A 21136-nucleotide genomic window follows, 5' to 3' on the forward strand; every position below is an offset into this window, starting at 1 on the left:
GCTCAGGACACCTCGACCGGCTGCTCGTGCAGGGCGGGCAGGGCGCCGAGGCGCTCGTCGATCGCGGCCATCAGCCGGTCCTGCAGCCCGTCGACGCCGATCCGCTGGACGACGTCGGCGAAGAAGCCGCGGACCACCAGCCGGCGGGCGGTCTCGGCGTCGATCCCGCGCGAGCAGAGGTAGAACAGCTGCTCGTCGTCGAACCGACCGGTGGCGCTCGCGTGACCGGCGCCGACGATCTCGCCGGTCTCGATCTCCAGGTTGGGCACCGAGTCGGCGCGGGCGCCGTCGGTGAGCACCAGGTTCCGGTTGAGCTCGTAGGTCTCGGTGCCGGTGGCCGCGGGCCGGATGCGGACGTCGCCGATCCAGACCGTGCGGGCGCCCTCGCCCTGCAGCGCGCCCTTGTAGAGCACGTTGCTCGTGCAGTTGGGCACCGCGTGGTCGACCCAGAGGCGGTGCTCCTGGTGCTGCGTCTCGTCGGAGAAGTAGACGCCCAACAGCTCGGCGCTCCCGCCGGGGCCGGCGTACTGCACGTTGCTGACCAGGCGCACGAGGTCGCCGCCGAGGGTCACCACGACCTGGGTGAAGGTGGCGTCCCGGCCGACGACGGCGTCGTACTGACCGCCGTGCACCGCGCCCGGGGCCCAGTCCTGCACCGAGACGAGCCGCACCTGCGCGCTGTCGCCGACGAGGACGGAGACGCCCCCCGCGTACTTCGCGAGACCGCTGTGGTCGAGCACGATCGTCGCCTGGGCGAAGGCGCCGACCTCGATGACCAGGTGGCCCCAGACGACCTCGTCGGAGCCGGAGCCGGCCAGGCCGAGCGTGACCGGCCGGTCGAGCTGGGCCTCGGCGGGCACCCGGACGACGGCGGCGCCGCCGCTGCGCTGGCGGGCCAGCGCGGCGAGCCGGTCCACCGGCTCGGGCAGCTCCTTCAGCAGCGGGTCACCGGCCTCGGCGCTGGTGAGCTCGACGCCCTCGGGGAGGTCGGTCGTCCAGGTCAGGTGGGCGTCGGACGGGGCGCCGTCGAGCAGCGCCCGGACCCGCTTCATCGGGGTGAAGCGCCAGGTCTCCTCGCGCCCGGTGGGCACGCCGAAGGCGTCCGGGTCGGTCGAGGTGAACCGCTCGGCCGGCGAACCGGTCGGCGCGGGACCGCCGTGCGAGTGCGCACCAGGCTGCACGTCACCGGCGGTGCCGGTCTCAGAAGCCGGGGTGGTCGGCGGACCGGCCTGTGCGCCCACGCCCGGAGCGAAGAGCTCCGAGGCGAGGGTGCTCGGCTGGCTGGTGAGGTCGGTCGTACCGGTGTTCTGGTCGGTCATCAGCCGACGGCACCTTCCATCTGCAGTTCGATGAGCCGGTTCAGCTCGAGGGCGTACTCCATGGGCAGCTCGCGGGCGATCGGCTCGACGAACCCGCGCACCACCATCGCCATGGCCTCGTCCTCGGAGAGGCCGCGGCTCATCAGGTAGAAGAGCTGGTCGTCGCTGACCCGCGAGACCGTCGCCTCGTGGCCCATGGCCACGTCGTCCTCGCGGACGTCGACGTAGGGGTAGGTGTCCGACCGGCTGATCGTGTCGACCAGCAGGGCGTCGCACTTCACCGTGGACTTGGAGCCGTAGGCGCCCTCGTCGATCTGGACCAGGCCGCGGTAGGAGGTGCGGCCACCGCCACGCGCCACCGACTTCGACACGATGGTCGAGGAGGTGTGCGGCGCCGCGTGCACCATCTTGGCGCCGGCGTCCTGGTGCTGGCCCTCGCCCGCGAACGCGATGGAGAGGACCTCGCCCTTGGCGTGCTCGCCGGTCATCCAGACGGCCGGGTACTTCATCGTCACCTTGGAGCCGAGGTTGCCGTCGACCCACTCCATGGTCGCGCCCTCGTGGGCCACGGCCCGCTTGGTGACCAGGTTGTAGACGTTGTTCGACCAGTTCTGGATGGTCGTGTACCGGCAGCGCGCGTTCTTCTTGACGATGATCTCGACGACCGCGGAGTGCAGCGAGTCCGACTTGTAGATCGGCGCGGTGCAGCCCTCGACGTAGTGCACGTAGGCGCCCTCGTCGACGATGATCAGCGTCCGCTCGAACTGGCCCATGTTCTCGGTGTTGATCCGGAAGTAGGCCTGCAGCGGGATCTCGACGTGCACGCCCGGCGGCACGTAGATGAAGGAGCCACCCGACCAGACTGCGGTGTTCAGCGCGGCGAACTTGTTGTCACCGGACGGGATCACCGAGCCGAAGTACTCGCGGAACAGGTCCGGGTGCTCCTTGAGGGCCGAGTCGGTGTCCAGGAACAGCACGCCCTGGTCCTCCAGCTCCTTCTGGATCTGGTGGTAGACGACCTCGGACTCGTACTGGGCCGCGACACCGGAGACCAGGCGCTGCTTCTCCGCCTCGGGGATGCCGAGCCGGTCGTAGGTGTTCTTGATGTCGTCGGGCAGGTCCTCCCACGAGGCCGCCTGGGCCTCGGTGGAGCGCACGAAGTACTTGATGTTCTGGAAGTCGATGCCGGAGAGGTCCGAGCCCCAGTCCGGCATGGGCTTGCGGCCGAAGAGCTTGAGGGCCTTGAGGCGGCGCTCGAGCATCCACTCGGGCTCGCTCTTGCGCGCGGAGATGTCGCGGACGACGTCCTCGTCGACCCCACGTCGGGCGGAGGCGCCGGCGACGTCGGTGTCGGCCCAGCCGTACTCGTACCGGCCGAGCTGGTCGATCTGCTCGTCCTGGGTCAGCGGCGTGGTCACCGGCTGCTGCGTGCTGGTCATGCGGGCGTCCTCTCCCGGTCGTTCGTGGGGGCGGTGCTGGTGGACTCGGTCGTGCGGGTGCGCGCGCGGTCGGGCGCTGCTCGCTCACCTGGTACAGGGCGTTCAGGGGTCGATCTGTTCCCCTCGCGCATGTGGCCCCGGCCGCTGCCGCGGAGCACCGGCCCGGGGATGTGGGTGGTGCAGACCCCGTCGCCGTGGGCGATCGTGGCCAGCCGCTGGACGTGCGTGCCGACCAGCCGGCCGATCACCGCTGTCTCGGCCTCGCAGAGCTGCGGGAACTCCGCCGCGACGTGCGCCACCGGGCAGTGGTGCTGGCAGAGCTGCCCACCGCCGGAGAGCGCCGAAGCGGTGGCAGCGTAGCCCTCGGCCGTGAGGGCGGCGGCGAGCGCCTGGGCGCGGTCCGCCGGGGCACCGGAGCTGCCGGTCGTGGCCGCCTCCACCGCGCTGGAGGCGCGCGCCTCCAACCCGGCGAGCTGCTGCTCGGCGACGGCGCGGACGGCGTCGGGGCCACCGGCCGCCGCGACGTAGCGCAGCGCCGTGAGCGCGAGGTCGTCGTAGGCGTGCGGGAACGCCGAGCGGCCGGCATCGGTGAGGTGGAAGCGCCGGGCGGGGCGCCCTCGGCCGCGGTGGGCGTCCCGTACCTGCCGCTCCTCGACGCGACCGGTGGCGACCAGGGCGTCGAGGTGGCGGCGCACCGCCGCCGGGGAGACGCCGAGCCGGTCGGCGAGCTCGGTCGCGGTCTGCGGCCCGTGCTCGAGCAGCAGCCCGCTCACGCGGTCGCGGGTGCGCCCGTCGTCGGCGGTCGCCGACGGCCGGGGGTGCGCCGCGAGAATTTCCACAACACGAGTGTGTCCTATTTCGGGGACCTCGCAAGCAAGGCCGACCTAAGAAGGACGCCGACGGGACGCCTTCGTGATCAGCCTCACGGGGCCCGGGCTGCAGGGCCCCGCGGCGTGCTCGCGGGCCGCGGGGCAGCGGCGTCCGTCAACTAGCATCGGAGCGTGCCGGTCCTGCCCGCCTCCTTCTCCACCACGACCATCTCCCGGGTCGCCCTCGCCAACGTGGTGGCCAACGGGGCGATCGTGCTGACCGGGGGTGTCGTCCGCCTCACCGGCTCCGGCCTCGGGTGCCCCACCTGGCCCCGGTGCACCGACGAGAGCTTCGTGACGACGCCGGAGATGGGCATCCACGGTGTGGTGGAGTTCGGCAACCGGCTGCTGACGTTCGTCCTCGCCGTCCTCGCCGTGACGCTCGTCGTCGTGGTCGTCCGGTCGCCGCGCCGTGATCTCCGCCCCCTGGCCGTGGCCGCGTTCCTCGGCATCCCCGCGCAGGGGGTCATCGGGGGCATCACCGTCCTCACCGGCCTCAACCCGTGGACCGTCGCCGCGCACTTCCTCGTCTCCATGGGCCTGGTGGCGCTCACCACCGTGCTCTGGCTGCGCTCACGGGAGCCGGGGGTCGGGCAGCCGCTGCTGAAGCCGCCGTTCCGCCTCCTCGTCGGCGCCATCGCCGTCGTCACCGCGCTCGTGCTGGTCATGGGCACGGTCGTGACAGGCAGCGGCCCGCACAGCGGCGACCCCGACGCCGGGCGCACCGGGCTGGACCCCGAGCTGGTCAGCCACCTGCACGCCGACGCCGTCTTCCTGCTGCTGGGCCTCACCGTCGCCCTGCTCGTCGCCCTCTACGCGACCGACTCCCCCGGCCGGGTCCGCCGGGCCGCCCGCGACCTGCTCGTCGTCCAGCTGGCCCAGGGCGTCGTGGGCTACGCCCAGTACTTCACCGGCCTGCCGATCCTGCTCGTGCTGCTGCACATGCTGGGCGCCGTGCTCATCACCGCGTACACCGCACGGCTCGTCTGGTCGGTCCGCGGGCCGGCGTCCGAGCTGCCGGTGACCGCCCCCGCCGAGCCGGCGGTCGCCGCCCGCTGACCGGCGCGGATCGCTGAGCGTGTACGCCGACGCCCGGTTCGGGCCGGTGCAACCGGGCGTCAGCGCACGCCCTCGCGCAGAAGGCGTCGCCTCGCGGCGTGTACCGACCGCATCTCCCGGCGGCACTCCTCGGGCTCAGCGGTCAGCCGGCGGTAGCTGGAGCGGAGCGTCCGCCGGCCGGCGGTGGCCAGCAGCGCGTCCCGGCGGATGTCCCGCTCGCGCTGCTCCCGCGAACCGTGCCGTGCCGCGCCGTCCATCGCGACGGCGAGCAGGACGTCGTCGTACGCGGCGTCCAGGTGGTGGGTCCGGCCGCCGACGGTGACCTGCCGCTGCTGGGTGGAGCGGGGCATCCCCGGCGCGCGGAGCATTTCGACGCACCCCCAGATTCCCGGTTCGCTCTGGCACCCCTCCGCGAAGAGCTCGATCAGCTCGACCAGCGCCGCGCGCCCCGGCAGGCACGGTCGCCGCTCGATCTCGCCGAACAGCTGCCCGGGGAGGCACAGCCGTCGGCGGACGGCGGTGATCGCGGCGGCCCGGAGATCCGCCCGGCACGTTCCGTGCGGCCGGCCCCAGGTGTCCACGACCGCGCGTCCCGCGCAGGTGACCGGGAGCCCGTCCACCCGGCGGAGGAGCCCCCAGAGCACGAGAGCGGCGCGTGGTGGCTGAGCGCCCCGTCGCGCGCCTGCACCGCGGCACGGGCCCGGAGGCGCCAGTCGTCGGCCAGGGCGGGGAGCGCGTAGACGCCCGACTGGATGCGGCGGAGCCGGCCGGTCGACACCCAGGCGGCCAGGGCCTTCCGGTCGATCCGGGCAGTCGCGTGTGCGCTGGGGCCGGGTTCCGAGCGCTGGAACCGGGCGCCGGCGCGCACGCTCGGCGGGGCCGGGGCTCAGACGATGGCGTCGACGATGATCGCGACCGACAGCAGCGACAGGTACGAGATCGAGACGTGGAACAGCTGCATCGGCTTCATGTCGCCGCCGCGCTTGATGCGGCCCAGCAGCCGGTGGGACTCCACGACGAACCAGGCACCGAGCAGCGCCGCCGGGATCGCGTATCCCAGCCCGATGCCGTAGTCGGCGGCCACCGGCCAGAGCAGCAGCGAGACCACCGCGGTCGCCCAGGCCCAGGCCACCGACTGCCGGCCGACCGAGAGCGCGGTGGTCACGACCGGCAGCATCGGGACGTCGGCCCGGGCGTAGTCGTCCTTGAACCGGAGGGCCAGCGCCCAGAAGTGCGGCATCTGCCAGCAGAAGACGACGCCGAAGACCACGACCGCCGGCCAGTCCAGCGACCCGGTCACGGCCGCCCAGCCGATCAGCACCGGTGCCGCGCCGGGGACGCCGCCCCACTCGGTGCTGCGGCGGGTGTGCCGCTTGAACACCATCGTGTACAGGACGGCGTAGTAGAAGATCGCCGCCGCCGCGAGCACCGCGGCCAGCGGCGTCGTCGTCACGAGCAGCAGCACGATGGAGCTGACCGTCAGGACGGAACCGAAGACGAGGGCGGCCCGCGGCGTGACCTCACCGGTCACCAGCGGCCGCTTGCTGGTCCGCTGCATCAACCGGTCGATGTCCCGGTCGAAGTAGCAGTTGAAGACGTTGGCCGCGCCGGCGGCGAAGGTGCCGCCCAGCAGGGTCCAGAAGAGCAGCGACAGCGACGGCCAGCCCCGGTCGGCCAGCATCATCGCCGGCACCGTCGTGATCAGCAGCAGCTCGATGATGCGCGGCTTGGTGAGGCCGACGTAGGCGCCGACGCGGGCACGCAGCCGGCTGGTGAGGCGGGGAGCAGGGGCGACGCGCTCGGAGAGCGCCGTCACCGGGTGCCCTCGTGCGCGGTCGCGCGCGGGCAGCAGGGCACCACGGGATCCCTTCGAGCCTGGAGGCGGAACTCCCCCACTGTAGCCCCGGCCGGTCCCGACGCAGGCGCGCGGCATGACCTCGGATGACTAGGGTTGATCACGTTGCTGCCGCCGGTGCAGCGGGTAGGGGCGACGACGACGCCGTCACGCCCCCCGGTTCCGCACCGGTCCACCGCCGGCCGGCCGCGCGCCCGGGCACGACGTCAGGCCTACCTCGAGGGAGAACCGACCAGATGGACACGCGCAGCACCGGGCCGGAAGCGCCGGCCGAGGCCGCGACCGACGCGCCCACCGGCAGCCCGTCGCAGCCGCAGCCCACCCTCCCCCAGGACTTCGGCGACCTCGACCGCCGCGCCATCGACACCGCGCGGGTGCTCGCGATGGACGCCGTCCAGAAGGTCGGCAACGGCCACCCCGGCACCGCCATGAGCATGGCGCCCACCGCCTACCTGCTGTTCCACAAGTGGCTTCGGCACGACCCCAGCGACCCGCAGTGGATCGCCCGCGACCGGTTCGTGCTCTCGATGGGTCACTCCAGCCTGACGCTCTACGTGCAGCTCTTCCTCTCCGGCTACGGCCTCGAGGTGGAGGACCTGCAGGCGCTCCGCACCTGGGGCTCGAAGACCCCGGGCCACCCCGAGGTCAACCACACCCCCGGCGTGGAGACCACCACCGGCCCGCTGGGGCAGGGCGTCGGCAACGCCGTCGGCATGGCGATGGCCGCCCGCCGCGAGCGCGGCATGCTCGACCCCGACGCCGCCGAGGGCGAGAGCCTCTTCGACCACCACGTCTGGTGCTTCGCCTCCGACGGCGACATGGAGGAGGGCGTCAGCGGCGAGGCCTGCTCGCTGGCCGGCACCCAGCGGCTCGGCAACCTGACGCTGGTCTACGACGACAACCGGATCTCCATCGAGGACGACACGACCGTCGCCTTCACGGAGGACGTCGGCAAGCGCTACGAGGCCTACGGCTGGCACGTGCAGCACGTCGACGACGGCGAGGACCTCGCCGCCGTCGACGCCGCCTTCGCCGCGGCCAAGGCCGAGACCGGCCGGCCCTCGCTCATCGTGCTGCGCACGGTCATCGCCTGGCCGGCACCGACCAAGCAGAACACCGGCGCCTCGCACGGGTCGGCGCTCGGCGAGGACGAGGTGCGGGCCACCAAGGAGATCCTCGGCTTCGACCCCGAGCGGACCTTCGAGGTCGACGGCGAGGTGCTGGCCCACACCCGCTCCGTCGTCGAGAAGGGCCGCGCCGACCGGGCGGAGTGGGACGAGGCGTTCGCCGACTGGGAGCGGGCCAACCCCGAGGGCGCGGCGCTGCTGGCCCGCATGCGCGAGCGCCGGCTGCCCGACGGCTGGGCCGAGGAGCTGCCCTCCTTCCCCGCCGACGAGAAGGGCGTGGCCACCCGCAAGGCCTCGGGCAAGGTGCTGGCCGCCCTCTACCCGCGGCTGCCGGAGCTCTGGGGCGGCTCGGCCGACCTCGCGGAGAGCAACAACACCGCGGTCGAGGGCGAGCCGTCGTTCCTGCCCGCCGACCGGCAGACGAAGATGTGGTCCGGCGGCCCCTACGGCCGCACCATCCACTTCGGCGTCCGCGAGCACGCCATGGGGGCGGTGATGAACGGCATCGCCCTGCACGGCGGCACCCGGGTGTACGGCGGGACGTTCCTCACCTTCTCCGACTACATGCGGGGCGCGGTCCGGCTGGCCGCCCTCATGCAGCTGCCGGTGACCTACGTCTGGACGCACGACTCCATCGGCCTGGGCGAGGACGGCCCGACCCACCAGCCGATCGAGCACTTCGCCGCGCTCCGCGCGATCCCGGGGCTCGACGTCGTCCGGCCCGCCGATGCCAACGAGGTCACCGTCGCCTGGCGCACGATCCTGGAGAACAACGACCGGCCCGCCGGCCTGCTGCTCTCCCGGCAGAACCTGCCGGTCTTCGACCGCGAGCAGTTCGCCTCCGCCGAGGGCGTGGCGCGCGGCGCCTACGTCCTGGCCGAGGCCTCGGGCGGCAGCCCGGAGGTCATCCTGCTCGGCACCGGCTCCGAGGTGCAGATCGCGGTGGCGGCGCGCGAGCGGCTGGAGGCCGACGGCGTCCCGACCCGGGTGGTCTCGGTGCCCTGCGTCGAGTGGTTCGCCGACCAGGACCAGGCCTACAAGGACGAGGTGCTCCCGCCCTCGGTCCGCGCCCGGGTCAGCGTCGAGGCGGGCGTGCCCATGGGCTGGCGCGAGTTCGTCGGCGACGCCGGGCGGATCGTCGGGCTCACCCACTACGGAGCCAGCGCCGCCTACACCGTGCTCTACGAGGAGTTCGGCCTGACCGACCAGGCCGTCGTCGACGCCGCGCGCGAGAGCCTCGAGGCGGCCCGCTCCGGAGCGGCCGTCCCCGCCGGTCCGGTCGCCGCCACCGGCGGCCTCACCCACGCAACAGGCGATCGGTAAACCCTGGCCCCCTTGCAGGGTCCCGCCGCGAGCTCGCGAGTGGTGGGGGGCAAGGGGGTCCTTTCTCAGGAAGGCACCTGACATGGCACCGAACGAGAACCTGGCCGAGCTGTCGTCCGCGGGGGTCGCCGTCTGGCTCGACGACCTCTCCCGCGACCGCATCCGCAGCGGCAACCTCCAGTCACTGGTCGACGAGCACTCCGTCGTCGGCGTGACCACCAACCCGACCATCTTCGCCGCGGCGATCAGCGGCTCGAAGTCCTACGACGACCAGCTGCACGCCCTCGCGGTGCGCCAGGTGAGCGTCGAGGAGGCCCTGCGCACCGTCACGGCGGCCGACGTCCGCGACGCCTGCGACCTGCTGCGGCCGGTGGCCGACCGGCAGCCCGGTGACGGACGGGTGTCCCTCGAGGTCGCCCCCGGCCTCGCCGACGACACCGACGCCACCGCCGCCGAGGCCGCCCACCTGTGGTGGCTGGTCGACCGCCCCAACCTGTTCATCAAGATCCCCGCCACCGAGGCCGGCCTGCCGGCGATCACCACCTCGATCGCCCGCGGGATCAGCGTCAACGTCACCTTGATCTTCAGCCTCGAGCGGTACCGGGCCGTCATGGACGCCTACCTCTCCGGCCTGGAGCAGCGGCTCGCCGACGACCCGGAGGCCGACCTCTCCCAGCTGGAGTCGGTGGCCTCGTTCTTCGTCTCCCGGGTGGACAGCGAGATCGACAAGCGCCTGGACGCCGCGGGCGCCGACCCCTCGCTCAAGGGCAAGGCCGGCGTCGCCAACGCGCAGCTGGCCTACCAGGCCTACGAGGAGGTCTTCTCCTCCGAGCGCTGGCAGGCCCTCGAGGCCAAGGGCGCCCGCCGGCAGCGGCCGCTGTGGGCGTCCACGGGGGTCAAGAACCCGGAGTACTCCGACACCCTCTACATCAGCGAGCTCATCGCCCCCGGCACGGTCAACACCATGCCGGAGAAGACGCTCATGGCCTACGCCGACCACGGCGCCCCCGGCACCCCTGTGCAGAAGTCCTACGACGACGCCGCGGGGGTCATGCAGGCGGTGCGTGACGCGGGCGTGGACCTCGACGACGTCTTCCGGGTGCTCGAGGAGGAGGGCGTGCAGAAGTTCGTCGAGTCTTGGGACGAGCTCACCGAGTCGGTGCGCACGGAGCTGGAGGACAAGGCGTGACCCTCGGGGTCACCTGCACCGGGCTGGAGATCCCGCAGCCCCTCCGGGCGCAGCTCGAGCAGGACGGCGTCGCGGCCCGCCTCGTGCGGAAGGACGCGACGCTGTGGGGCCCCGACGCCGAGGACGAGGCCGCCGTCCGGCTCGGGTGGCTGGACCTCCCGGCCACCTCCCGGTCGTTGCTCGCGTCCCTGGCCGAGCTCCGCGCCCAGCTGGTCGCCGAGGGGCTGGACCGGATCGTGCTGTGCGGCATGGGCGGCTCCTCGCTCGCACCGGAGGTCATCTGCCGGACCGCCGGCGTGCCGCTGGTCGTGCTCGACACCACCGACCCCGGGCAGGTGGCGGCGGCCATGACCGAGCCGGAGCGCACCGTCGTGGTGATCAGCTCCAAGTCGGGCGGCACGGTCGAGACCGACAGCCAGCGGCGGGCGTTCATGAGCGCGTTCGCCCGTGCCGGCCTCGACGAGAGCCGGATCGGCGCGCGCTTCGTCGTCGTCACCGACCCCGGCTCGCCGCTGGCGGAGACGGCCCAGGCCATGGGCGCACGGGCGGTGTTCCTCGCCGACCCCACCGTCGGTGGGCGGTACAGCGCGCTCTCCGCCTTCGGGCTGGTCCCCTCCGCGCTCGCCGGTGCCGACGTCGCCGCGCTCGTCGAGGACGCCGAGCAGCTGGCCGAGCACCTCGCCGACCCCGCCAACCCGGCCATGGAGCTGGGGGTGGTGCTGGGCGCGGCGGTCTGCGCCGGCCGCGACAAGCTCGCCCTCGCCGACGCCGGCGAGACCCCGATCGAGGGCTTCGGCGACTGGGCCGAGCAGCTCATCGCCGAGTCCACGGGCAAGGAGGGGCGCGGCATCCTGCCGGTCGTCCTCGAGTCGCCCGAGGCGCCCGGTCGCTCCGGCGCCGACGTGCTGCTGGGTCTCGTGGGTACGCAGGCCACCGGCGCCGAGCCGGTGCTCGGGGTGACCGGGCCGCTCGGCGCGCAGTTCCTCGGCTGGGAGTACGCCACCGCGGTGGCCGGGCGGGTGCTGGGCATCAACCCCTTCGACCAGCCGAACGTGACCGAGAGCAAGGAGAACACCCGGGCGATCCTCGCCGCCGGGCTCCCCGACGAGCCGGCCGAGGCCACGATCGGCGCGGTGGAGATCCGCGGCACGGCGGCGGTGCTCACGGGGGTGGACCTGTCGTCCCACGACGGGCTCTCGCTGGCGCTGGACGCCCTCCTCGCCGCCGTGCCGCCGCGTGGCTACCTCGCCGTCATGGCCTACCTGGACCGGCTCCGCGACGCCCGCGCCGCCGCGCTGCGCACCGCGCTGGCCAGGCGGACCGAGCAGGCGGTGACCTTCGGCTGGGGCCCGCGCTTCCTGCACTCCACGGGGCAGTACCACAAGGGCGGACCGCAGGTCGGTGTCTTCCTGCAGATCACCGGCGCGATCGCCGAGGACCTGCCGGTGCCCGACCGGCCGTACACCTTCGGCACCCTGCAGGCGGCCCAGGCCGCCGGCGACCGGAAGGCGCTGGCCGACCGCGACCGCCCGCTGCTCCACCTGCACCTCACCGACCGCGCGGCGGGCATCGACCAGCTGCTCACCGCGTTGCGCTGCTGAGGACGCCGGAGCCGCTGCTCGACCCGCCTGCTGCACCCCGCCGTCCGGCTCCCCGGGGCCGGACGACGACCCCTCCGACCACGAGGACGGACGATGACATCTTCCCCGCTGCGTGGCCCGCTGATGACTCCTCCCCCGCTGTGCGGCCCGCTCGTGAACCTCTCCCCGCTGCGCGGCCCGCGATGATCCCCAACCCCCTCCGCGATCCCCGCGATCGGCGGCTGCCCCGGGTCCCCGAGCCCTGCGCCCTCGTCGTCTTCGGCATCACCGGTGACCTCGCGCGCAAGAAGCTCCTGCCGGCCGTGTACGACCTCGCCAACCGCGGCCTGCTGCCCACGAACTTCGCGCTGCTGGGCTTCGCCCGCCGCGACTGGGGCGACACCGAGTTCGCGGAGCTTGCCCGCGACGCCGCACGCCACAACGCCCGGACGCCCTGGCGCGAGGAGGTCTGGGAGCGGCTGGCCGGCACCGTCCGCTTCGTCCAGGGCAGCTTCGACGACGACAACGCCTTCGACGAGCTGGCCCACCACCTCGCCGAGCTGGAGGGCAGCCACGGCATCGGCGGGAACGCGGCGTTCTACCTGTCGATCCCGCCGGCGATGTTCCCCGTCGTCCTCAAGCAGATGCAGCGCACCGGGATGGCCGACAGCACGCCGGAGCGCTGGCGGCGGGTCGTGGTGGAGAAGCCGTTCGGCACCGATCTGGAGTCCAGCCGCGAGCTCAACGCGCTGGTGGACTCGGTCTTCACCGCCGACGACGTCTTCCGCATCGACCACTACCTGGGCAAGGAGACCGTCCAGAACCTGATGGCGCTGCGGTTCGCCAACACCCTCTTCGAGCCGGTCTGGAACGGCCACCACGTCGACTCGGTGCAGATCACCATGGCGGAGGACGTCGGGATCGGCGGCCGGGCCGGCTTCTACGAGAAGACCGGCGCCGCCCGCGACGTGCTGCAGAACCACCTGCTGCAGCTGCTGGCGCTGACCGCGATGGAGGAGCCGGTCGAGTTCTCCGCCGAGGAGATCCGCACCGAGAAGCTCAAGGTGCTGCGGGCGATCTCGCTGCCCGACGACCTGCGCCGGTCGGCCATCCGCGGGCAGTACCAGCAGGGCTGGCTGGCCGGGCAGCGGGTCCAGGCCTACCGCCAGGAGGAGGGCGTCGACCCGTCCTCGACGACCGAGACCTACGCGGCGGTGCGGCTGGGCGTGGAGACCCGCCGCTGGGCCGGGGTGCCCTTCTACCTGCGCACGGGCAAGCGGCTCCCCCGCCGGGTCACCGAGATCGCCCTGGTGTTCAAGCGGGCTCCGCACCTGCCCTTCGCGGAGACCGACACCCAGGAACTGGGAAACAACCAGCTGGTGGTGCGGGTGCAACCCGACGAAGGGGTCACCCTCAAGTTCGGGTCGAAGGTTCCCGGCAGCGTCATGGAGGTCCGGGACGTCTCGATGGACTTCCTCTACGGCGAGCAGTTCACCGAGAGCAGCCCCGAGGCCTACGAACGCCTGCTCCTCGACGTCCTGCTGGGCGACGCCACCCTCTTCCCGCGCAACGCCGAGGTGGAGGCGTCGTGGGCGGTCATCGACCCACTGGAGGAGTTCTGGGCCGGCAACGAGCCCTACCCCTACCGAGCCGGCGAGTGGGGCCCGCGGGCCGCCGACGAGATGCTCGCGGCCGAGGGCCGTCGATGGCGGCGGCCGTGAGCGCCGCCCGCCCGCGCCACCGACCGGAGGAGATTCCATGACCACGCTGTGGGACACCACGGGATCGGCCGTGGTGAAGGAACTGGCCGCCCAGCGGCGCACCGGCGGTGCCGTCCTGTCCGGGGTCGCGCTGACGCTGGTCGTCGTGGCCGACGAGAGCCGGGTCGCCGAGGCGGAGGAGGCGGCGACGCACGCGGCCGAACTGCACCCCTGCCGCCTGCTGATCGTGGTCCGCCGGCAGATCGACGCCCCCGGCCCCCGGCTGGACGCTGAGGTGCTCATCGGCGGCCGGCTCGGCCCCGGTGAGGCCGTCGTGATGCGCATGTACGGGCGGCTGGCCCTGCACGCCGAGTCGGTGGTGCTGCCCCTGCTCGCCGCCGACGCCCCGGTCGTCACCTGGTGGCACGAGGGCCCGCCGGAGCGGATCGCGACCGACGCCCTGGGCGTCTTCGCCGACCGGCGGATCACCGACACCGCTCTGGCGCAGGACCCGCTGGCCGCTCTGCGCATCCGGGCCGAGGACTACGCCCCCGGGGACACGGACCTGGCCTGGACCCGGAGCACCGCCTGGCGCGCGGCGCTCGCCTCGACGCTGGACTCCGTCTCCGGCCGCCGGGGCGACGCCGTCCGGGTGCGCGGCGGCACGATCGAGGGCGATCCGCACAACGCCACCGCCCAGCTGCTGGCCGGGTGGCTCGCCTCCCGCAGCGGCTGCAGCATCGAGATCACGCCGGCCGAGCAGCGGACCGGGCCGAGCGGCGTCGGGTCGATCGCCCTGCAGCTGGACCAGGACGAGGAGGTGCGGGTCCGGGCCGATCGCCGGGGCGGCGCCGTCATCTCCCAGCCCTACCGGCCGGACTCGAGCGTCGCCCTGCCCGAGCGGCCCCTCGGGGACCTGCTGAGCGAGGAGCTGCACCGGCTCGACCCCGACGAGCCCTACAGCGACGCCCTGGAGGCCGCGACCGGCCTCACCGGGCTGTCCGACCGGCCCACGGTCCGGAAGCACGTGTGGTTCGACCCCGCCGCGCCCGACGACACCGACCCCGAGGACGGTGCAGGAGGATGAGCCTCTCCCCCGGCGACCGGGTGTCCGCCGAGCTCCCCCACGCCGGCCGCCCCGTCCCCGACGTCGTGATCGAGCCCGACGCCGACCGGCTGGCCCGCGCGGTCGCCGAGGCGCTCGTCGCGCGGCTCGCCGCGGCCCAGGCGGTGCACGGCACCGCATCGGTGGTGCTGACCGGCGGCGGCATCGGCATCGCCGTGCTGGAGCGGGTGGCCGGCCTGGCCGCCGAGCCGGTGCGCGAGACCGTCGACTGGACCGCGGTCGACGTCTGGTGGGGCGACGAGCGCTTCGTGCCCGCCGGGGACGGCGAGCGCAACGAGGGTCAGGCCCGCACCGCGCTGCTCGACCGCGTCGGCGTCCCCGAGGAGCGGGTGCACGCGATGCCGGCGTCGGACTCCGGCTCCGGCTCGCCCGAGGAGGCCGCCGAGGCCTACCTGGCCGAACTCCGGGCGCACGCCGCCGAGGGTGCGGAGCTGCCCCGCTTCGACGTGCTGCTCCTGGGCATGGGGGCCGAGGGCCACACGGCCTCGATCTTCCCCGGCTCCCCCGCGGTGCGTGACGCGCGCCCGGTGGTCGCGGTGCGCGACTGCCCCAAGCCGCCGCCGACCCGCGTCAGCCTCGGCTTCCCGGCGATCAACAGCGCCGAGGAGGTCTGGCTGCTCGTCTCCGGCGAGGGGAAGGCCGAGGCGGTGGCCGCCGCGCTGGGCGGAGCCGACCCGGTCGACCTCCCCGCGGCCGGGGTGCACGGGACCCGGGCCACCCGCTGGCTGCTCGACGCCGGTGCCGCGTCGCGGCTGCCCCGCGCCGGGGGCTGAGTCAGCCGCCGCGGCGCACGCGGAGCCGGTCGAGGGCCTCCTCGAGCAGGGCGTCGCCGTCGGCGTCGCTGCGCCGTTCCCGCACGTACGCCAGGTGGGTCTTGTACGGCTCGATCCGCGGTGCCGGCGGCGGGGCCGTGCGGTCCTGCCCGGCCGGGAGCCCGCAGCGCGGGCAGTCCCACAGCTCGGGCACCTCGGCGTCGCTCGCGAGGACCACGCGCGTCTCGTGGCCGTTGGCGCACCAGAAGGGGATCCGCCGGCGGGGCGCGGACTCGCCGCGCTCGACCTCGCCGACCGGACCCGCCCCGACCCGGGTGCCCCGGATCGCATTCCCACCAGCCACGTGTGCCCCCTGATCGTCCGTCCGGGCGCGGCGACGCCGACCACCGCGGGAGGAGTCTAGGGCCTGGGAGGCTGTTTCCCGGTCACGATTGCGCGCCGGCTGTGAAGCAGGCCACGTGGGGCAAGGTCAGGGATTGACCTTGATCAGGATGCCCAGGGCGACGATGCAGACCGTCCAGACGATCGCGGTGAGCACGGTCAGGCGGTTGAGGTTCTTCTCCACGACCGACGACCCGGACAGCGAAGAGGACACCGAGCCCCCGAACATCGAGGACAGCCCGCCCCCCTTGCCGCGGTGCAGCAGGATGAGCACCACGAGCAGCAGGCTGCTGAGGACCAGCAGCACGTTGAGGACCAGCTCCATTGACCTCTCCGGAAGTGTCGGCGACCGGCGACGGACGCCAGCTCTCGGTTCGAGCGTAGCCGACGGGCGGCGGTGCACCGGTCAGCACTGCCGGTGCCGCCCGCCGCTGTCAGCGGACGCCGGCGGTGGCGACGTCGTAACCGTCGTAGGGGTGCATCACCAGGCCGTTGCGCAGCCGCTGCCCCGCCAGCAGCTGGATGCGGGTCTCGGCGAGCGGCACGTAGGCCGCCCGCGCCTGGGCCGCCGCGGCGACCTCGGCCCACTCCGCCTCGCCCGCCCGTGCCCGGTCGACCAGGGCGTCGACCTCCGGGTCGGCCAGCCGCGCGTAGTTCGGGTTGCCGACCCGGGCGATGCTGCGCCCGTCGACCAGCGGCACGAGGAACGACCCGGGCGTCGGGAAATCCGCGGTCCGGGTGGCCAGGATCAGGCCGTAGCCGCTGGCGGCGACGTTGTCGGGGTTGCCGACGTCGGTGGCGTAGAAGGTCGCGGGGTCCAGCGGGCGCACCTCGACGTCGATCCCGACCTCGCCGAGCTGCGCGGCGATCTCCTCGGCGACGTCGACGCTGCTGCTCACGTCGGGGACCGCGAGGACGGTGGCGAACCCGTCGGGCCGCCCGCACTCCTCCAGGGCGGCCCGGGCCGCGGCCAGGTCCGGGCCCTCGGCGCCGCCCTCGGGGCCGCCGGACAGGACCCGCGGCCACAGCGAGCTGCTGCGCACCGCGTCGACCGCCCCGCCGAGCGCATCCTGGACGGCGCGCCGGTCGACGGCGGCCGCGACGGCGGTCCGGCAGCCGGCGTCGTCCATGGGCGCGACGTCCGTGGGCAGCGCCAGCAGGCGGACGGCGCCGGTCGTGACGTCGTCCACCCGGTCCATCAGCTGCTCCCCGTCCTCACCGGCGAGGCGCACCGTGGTGGCGGGCATGACCCCGGTGCCGGAGATGTCCAGGTCGGCGGAGCCGGCGAGCAGCGCCTGGTCGCGCGCCAACCCGGAGAGCCCCGTGCGCACCACCACGCTGTCCGGCAGCGCCGTGCGCACCTCGTCGGTCGCCGGGTCCCACTCCGGGTTCCGCTCCAGCAGGATGCCGGTCTCCGGGTCCACCGAGGTGATCGCGTAGGGCCCGGAGGACACCGGGTCGGCACCGTACGCCCCGCGGGTGTCGGCCTCGGCCGGCACCGGGCCGGCCGACGGCAGCGCCAGCACGTAGGGCAGCTCCGGCTGCGCGGTGCGCAGCCGGAAGACGACGGTGCGCTCGTCGGGCGTCTCGATGGAGGTGAGGTCGGGGTCGTCCTCGTCGGTGGAGTACGGCCCCGGGTAGGGGTTGGCCGGGTCGTCGAGCAGGCCCACCAGGTAGGTCGGCCCACCGACGATCACGTCCGACGCGAACGACCGCTGGATCCCGTACTTCACGTCGGCGCTGGTGATGGGGCGGCCGTTCTCGAAGCGGACGCCCTCCTTCAGCGTGAAGGTCCACGTCAGCCCGTCCTCGGAGACGGTGCCGAGATCGGTCGCGAGGTCGGGCACCAGTTCGGTGGTGCCCCCCGCCTCGCTCGAGTACGTGACCAGGGTCCGGGTGTAGAGCCGCATGAGGTTCCACACGCCCGGCAGGTAGGAGCGCTGCGGGTCCAGGCTGTCGACGGCGGGCGCGACCACCCGCAGCGTGCCGCCGCGCTGGTCCGACGGCGACCGCACGCCCTCGACGCCGGCGTCGGGGCCGTCGGCGAGCACCGGCACGTCGGCCCGCCCACCCGTGCTTCCGAGGCAGCTCACGGCGAGGACCACGACCAGCGTGATCACCGCGGCGGAGGCCAGCAGGCGCCGGCGCGACCAGCCCCGCGCCCAGGGCGGGAGCCGGTCGGTCCACCGCTCCAGCGTCGAAGGCTCCACCTGCTGCCCACCCCCATCCGTGTCCGGCCGGCGGCGGGCAGCAGGGCTCAGCTACCCCCGGCGGCGATCCGGCAGATCTGCGCGAACTCCTCGGCGTCCAGGCTGGCCCCGCCGACGAGTGCGCCGTCGACGTCCGCCCCGGCCAGGATCCCGGCCGTGTTGGCGGCCTTCACCGACCCGCCGTAGAGGATACGGACCGTGGCCGCGCTGTCACTCCCGAAGCGCTCGGCGAGCCGCGCGCGCAGGGCGCCGCAGACCTCCTGCGCGTCCTCCGGGGTGGCCACCTCGCCGGTGCCGATCGCCCACACGGGCTCGTAGGCGATCACGACGCCACCGCCGGGCCCGGCGACCTGCTCGGCCGTGAGCCCCTCGAGGGCGGCGTCCAGCTGACCGGTGCAGTGGGCGACGTGCGTGCCGGCCTTGCGGACGTCGAGCCCCTCCCCCACGCACAGGATCGGCACGATGCCGTGCCGCAGGCTGCTGCGCACCTTGGCGGCGACGACCGCGTCGTCCTCGTCGTGCAGCGCGCGCCGCTCGGAGTGCCCGACGGTCACGTAGCGGCAGGCCAGGGCGCTCAGCATCGCGCCGCTGACGTCACCGGTGTAGGCGCCGGAGTCGTGGGGCGAGAGGTCCTGCGCGCCGTAGCCGATGTCCAGCTTGTCGCCGGCCACGAGCGTCTGCACGCTGCGCAAGGCGGTGAACGGCGGGAGGACGACGACCTCGGCCGCCTCGAGCGCCTCCTCCTTGAGCGAGAAGACCACCTTCTGGACCAGCCCGATGGCCTCCAGGTGGGTCATGTGCATCTTCCAGTTGCCGGCGATGAGCGGCCGGCGGCCCTCGCGGGCCGGGGTGGGACGCGTGCGTGCCATGTCCGCTCCTCGCTCAGTCGGCCAGCACCGCGAGGCCCGGGAGGTCCCGGCCCTCGAGGTACTCCAGCGACGCGCCGCCACCGGTGCTGATGTGCCCGTACGCGTTCTCGTCGAGGCCGAGCACCCGCACCGCGGCGGCCGAGTCCCCGCCGCCGACGACCGACAGCCCGGCGACGGCGGAGACCGCCTGCGCCACGCCGCGGGTGCCGGCCTGGAAGGGCGCCAGCTCGAAGACGCCCATGGGGCCGTTCCAGAACACGGTGCGCGCGTCGCCCAGGGTGCTGCCGAACAGCTCCACGGTGCGCGGCCCCACGTCGAGCCCCATCTGGTCACCGGGGATGGCGTCGGCGGCCACGATCGTGGTCGGCGCCTCCGCGCTGAACTCCGGCGCGCAGACGACGTCGACGGGGAGCACGATCCGGTCGCCGGCCTCGGAGAGCAGCCGGCGGCAGGTCTCCACCTGGTCGGCCTCCAGGAGCGACGTGCCGACCTCGTGGCCCTGCGCGGCCAGGAAGGTGAAGCACATCCCGCCGCCGACGAGCAGCCGGTCGACCTTGGGCAGCAGCGCCTCGATCACCGCCAGCTTGTCGCTGACCTTGGACCCGCCCAGCACCACCACGTAGGGCCGCTCGGGGTCTGTGGTCAACCGGGTGAGCACCTCGAGCTCGCGGGCGACGAGGCGGCCCGCGTAGTGCGGGATCCGCTCGGCGACGTCGAACACCGAGGCGTGGGCGCGGTGCACCGCGCCGAAGGCGTCGTCCACGTAGACGTCGGCCAGCGCCGCGAGCCGCTCGGCGAAGGCGGCCCGCTCGGCGTCGTCCTTCGACGTCTCCGCGGCCTCGAACCGCACGTTCTCCAGCAGGAGGACGTCGCCGTCCCCGAGGCCGGCGGCCTTGGCCTGCGCGTCCTCGCCGGCCACGTCGGTGGCCAGCGGCACGGTCGTGCCGAGCAGCTCGCCCAGGCGGGCGGCCACCGGCGCGAGCGAGAACTGCGGGTCCGGCGTGCCCTTGGGGCGGCCGAGGTGCGCCGCCACGATCACGCGGGCCCCGGCCTCCCGCAGCGCCTGCAGGGTCGGCAGGCTCGCGCGGATCCGGCCGTCGTCGGTGATCTCGCGCGTCTGCTTGTCCAGCGGGACGTTCAGGTCGGCGCGCAGCAGCACGCGCCGACCGGAGACGCCCTCGGCGATGAGGTCGTCGACGGAGCGCATCAGAGGGACTTGCCGACCAGGGTGGTGAGGTCGACGAGGCGGTTCGAGTAGCCCCACTCGTTGTCGTACCAGCCCAGGACCTTGACCATCGGGCCGAAGACCTTGGTGAGCTTCGCGTCGTAGATGCACGACGACGGGTCGGTGACGATGTCGGAGGAGACGATCGGCGCGTCGGTGTAGGTGAGGTACTTGCCCAGCGGCCCGGCGGCGGCCTCGCGGTAGGCGGCGTCGATCTCGTCGGCCGAGGCCTCGCGGGAGACCTGGACCGTGAGGTCGGTGGCCGAGCCGGTCGGCACGGGGACCCGGATGGCGTAGCCGTCGAGCTTGCCCTTGAGCTCCGGGAGCACCAGGCCGATCGCCTTGGCCGCGCCCGTGGACGTCGGCACCATGTTGAGGGCGGCGGCGCGCGCACGGCGCAGGTCCTTGTGCGGACCGTCCTGCAGGTTCTGGTCGGCGGTGTAGGCGTGGATGGTGGTCATCAGGCCGCGCTCGATCCCGAACGCGTCGTTGAGGACCTTGGCCAGCGGCGCCAGGCAGTTGGTGGTGCACGAGGCGTTGCTGATGATCGTCTGCGAGCCGTCGTACAGGTCGTCGTTGACGCCCATGACGATGGTGATGTCGTCGTCGGTGGCCGGCGCGGAGATGATGACCTTCTTGGCGCCACCGGCGTCCACGTGCTTGCGGGCGTCGGCGGCCTTGGTGAAGAAGCCGGTCGACTCGACGACGACGTCGACGCCGAGGTCGCCCCAGGGCAGGTTGGCCGGGTCGCGCTCCGAGAGGACCTTCATGGTCTTCCCGCCGATGGTGATGCCGTCGCCGTCGGCCGCGACCTCCTCCTTGAGGACGCCGAGGATGCTGTCGTACTTCAGCAGGTGGGCCAGGGCCTCGTTGCTGGTCAGGTCGTTGACCGCCACGATCTCGATGTCCTGACCGCTGGCCGCGGCGGCCCGCCAGAAGTTGCGGCCGATCCGGCCGAATCCGTTGATGCCTACCCGGACCGTCACTGCAGACCTCCCATGGAACCGTCACGTCGGTTGCCGCACGGACCGCGCGGCCTCGCTCGGTGCAGACCCTATCGGTCCCGCCGCGGCGCGGCCCCCGCTCCCTGGT

Annotated in this window: 18 protein-coding genes; 7 read left to right on the plus strand and 11 right to left on the minus strand. The window is 73.7% G+C overall.

The features are described 5' to 3' along the window. Nucleotides 1-2: 2 nt before the first annotated feature. Genes sufD through ACI792_RS10150 form a run of 3 tightly spaced genes read right to left on the minus strand, consistent with a single transcriptional unit; the run spans nt 3 to nt 3597 of the window. Nucleotides 3-1319, minus strand: coding sequence for a Fe-S cluster assembly protein SufD (sufD, locus tag ACI792_RS10140; RefSeq protein ID WP_456602491.1), 1317 nt, complete (start codon nt 1317-1319; stop codon nt 3-5). Next, complete coding sequence (gene sufB, locus ACI792_RS10145) at nt 1319-2758, minus strand: Fe-S cluster assembly protein SufB (protein ID WP_456580501.1); 1440 nt, start codon at nt 2756-2758, stop codon at nt 1319-1321. The genes sufD and sufB overlap by 1 nt, the downstream gene beginning before the upstream one ends. Beyond that, a complete protein-coding gene (locus ACI792_RS10150; protein WP_456602492.1) occupies nt 2755-3597 on the minus strand; it encodes a helix-turn-helix transcriptional regulator in 843 nt (280 codons plus the stop codon). The genes sufB and ACI792_RS10150 overlap by 4 nt, the downstream gene beginning before the upstream one ends. 162 nt (nt 3598-3759) lie before the next feature. On the opposite strand from ACI792_RS10150, the gene ACI792_RS10155 reads away from it, so the two are divergent. Beyond that, nucleotides 3760-4686 carry a COX15/CtaA family protein gene (locus ACI792_RS10155; protein WP_456602493.1) on the plus strand — a complete coding sequence of 309 codons (927 nt, stop codon included), beginning with the start codon at nt 3760-3762 and terminating at the stop codon, nt 4684-4686. 59 nt (nt 4687-4745) lie between these two features. Here ACI792_RS10155 and ACI792_RS10160 read toward each other — a convergent pair whose 3' ends face one another. Continuing rightward, the gene (locus ACI792_RS10160) at nt 4746-5330 is read right to left on the minus strand and encodes a hypothetical protein (RefSeq protein WP_456602494.1); all 585 of its coding nucleotides are present in this window, start codon (nt 5328-5330) and stop codon (nt 4746-4748) included. Nucleotides 5331-5572: 242 nt separating this feature from the next. Continuing rightward, nucleotides 5573-6502, minus strand: coding sequence for a heme o synthase (locus ACI792_RS10165; RefSeq protein WP_456602495.1), 930 nt, complete (start codon nt 6500-6502; stop codon nt 5573-5575). A gap of 275 nt (nt 6503-6777) precedes the next feature. On the opposite strand from ACI792_RS10165, the gene tkt reads away from it, so the two are divergent. The 6 genes from tkt (at nt 6778) to pgl (ending at nt 15359) form a co-directional block, all read left to right on the plus strand. Next, nucleotides 6778-8991, plus strand: coding sequence for a transketolase (gene tkt / locus ACI792_RS10170; protein WP_456602496.1), 2214 nt, complete (start codon nt 6778-6780; stop codon nt 8989-8991). 82 nt (nt 8992-9073) lie between these two features. Continuing rightward, nucleotides 9074-10180, plus strand: coding sequence for a transaldolase (tal, locus tag ACI792_RS10175; RefSeq protein ID WP_456602497.1), 1107 nt, complete (start codon nt 9074-9076; stop codon nt 10178-10180). Next, nucleotides 10177-11781 carry a glucose-6-phosphate isomerase gene (locus ACI792_RS10180; protein WP_456602498.1) on the plus strand — a complete coding sequence of 535 codons (1605 nt, stop codon included), beginning with the start codon at nt 10177-10179 and terminating at the stop codon, nt 11779-11781. The genes tal and ACI792_RS10180 overlap by 4 nt, the downstream gene beginning before the upstream one ends. Nucleotides 11782-11963: 182 nt before the next feature. Then, nucleotides 11964-13481, plus strand: a complete 1518-nt coding sequence (gene zwf / locus ACI792_RS10185; RefSeq protein ID WP_456580493.1) for a glucose-6-phosphate dehydrogenase — start codon at nt 11964-11966, stop codon at nt 13479-13481. A 37-nt stretch (nt 13482-13518) separates the two neighbouring features. After that, complete coding sequence (locus tag ACI792_RS10190) at nt 13519-14547, plus strand: glucose-6-phosphate dehydrogenase assembly protein OpcA (RefSeq protein WP_456602499.1); 1029 nt, start codon at nt 13519-13521, stop codon at nt 14545-14547. Continuing rightward, nucleotides 14544-15359: a 6-phosphogluconolactonase gene (gene pgl / locus ACI792_RS10195; RefSeq protein ID WP_456602500.1), complete on the plus strand. Its 816-nt coding sequence runs from the start codon at nt 14544-14546 to the stop codon at nt 15357-15359. Before ACI792_RS10190 ends, pgl begins: the two co-directional genes overlap by 4 nt. Nucleotide 15360: 1 nt before the next feature. Here pgl and ACI792_RS10200 read toward each other — a convergent pair whose 3' ends face one another. From ACI792_RS10200 to gap, 6 genes are all read right to left on the minus strand, one after another. Further along, nucleotides 15361-15702, minus strand: coding sequence for an RNA polymerase-binding protein RbpA (locus ACI792_RS10200; RefSeq protein WP_456580490.1), 342 nt, complete (start codon nt 15700-15702; stop codon nt 15361-15363). Nucleotides 15703-15828: 126 nt separating this feature from the next. Beyond that, the gene (secG, locus tag ACI792_RS10205) at nt 15829-16065 is read right to left on the minus strand and encodes a preprotein translocase subunit SecG (protein ID WP_456580489.1); all 237 of its coding nucleotides are present in this window, start codon (nt 16063-16065) and stop codon (nt 15829-15831) included. A gap of 109 nt (nt 16066-16174) precedes the next feature. After that, a complete protein-coding gene (locus ACI792_RS10210; protein ID WP_456602501.1) occupies nt 16175-17950 on the minus strand; it encodes an ABC transporter substrate-binding protein in 1776 nt (591 codons plus the stop codon). A 47-nt stretch (nt 17951-17997) separates the two neighbouring features. Continuing rightward, the gene (gene tpiA / locus ACI792_RS10215) at nt 17998-18819 is read right to left on the minus strand and encodes a triose-phosphate isomerase (protein WP_456602502.1); all 822 of its coding nucleotides are present in this window, start codon (nt 18817-18819) and stop codon (nt 17998-18000) included. Nucleotides 18820-18832: 13 nt separating this feature from the next. Next, nucleotides 18833-20026 (minus strand): phosphoglycerate kinase, encoded by a 1194-nt coding sequence (locus ACI792_RS10220; RefSeq protein WP_456602503.1) that lies wholly within the window; start codon nt 20024-20026, stop codon nt 18833-18835. Beyond that, nucleotides 20026-21030: a type I glyceraldehyde-3-phosphate dehydrogenase gene (gene gap, locus ACI792_RS10225; protein ID WP_456602504.1), complete on the minus strand. Its 1005-nt coding sequence runs from the start codon at nt 21028-21030 to the stop codon at nt 20026-20028. Before gap ends, ACI792_RS10220 begins: the two co-directional genes overlap by 1 nt. Between the last annotated feature and the right edge of the window lie 106 nt (nt 21031-21136).

It is taken from the genome of Blastococcus sp. SYSU DS0669, from assembly GCF_054050895.1.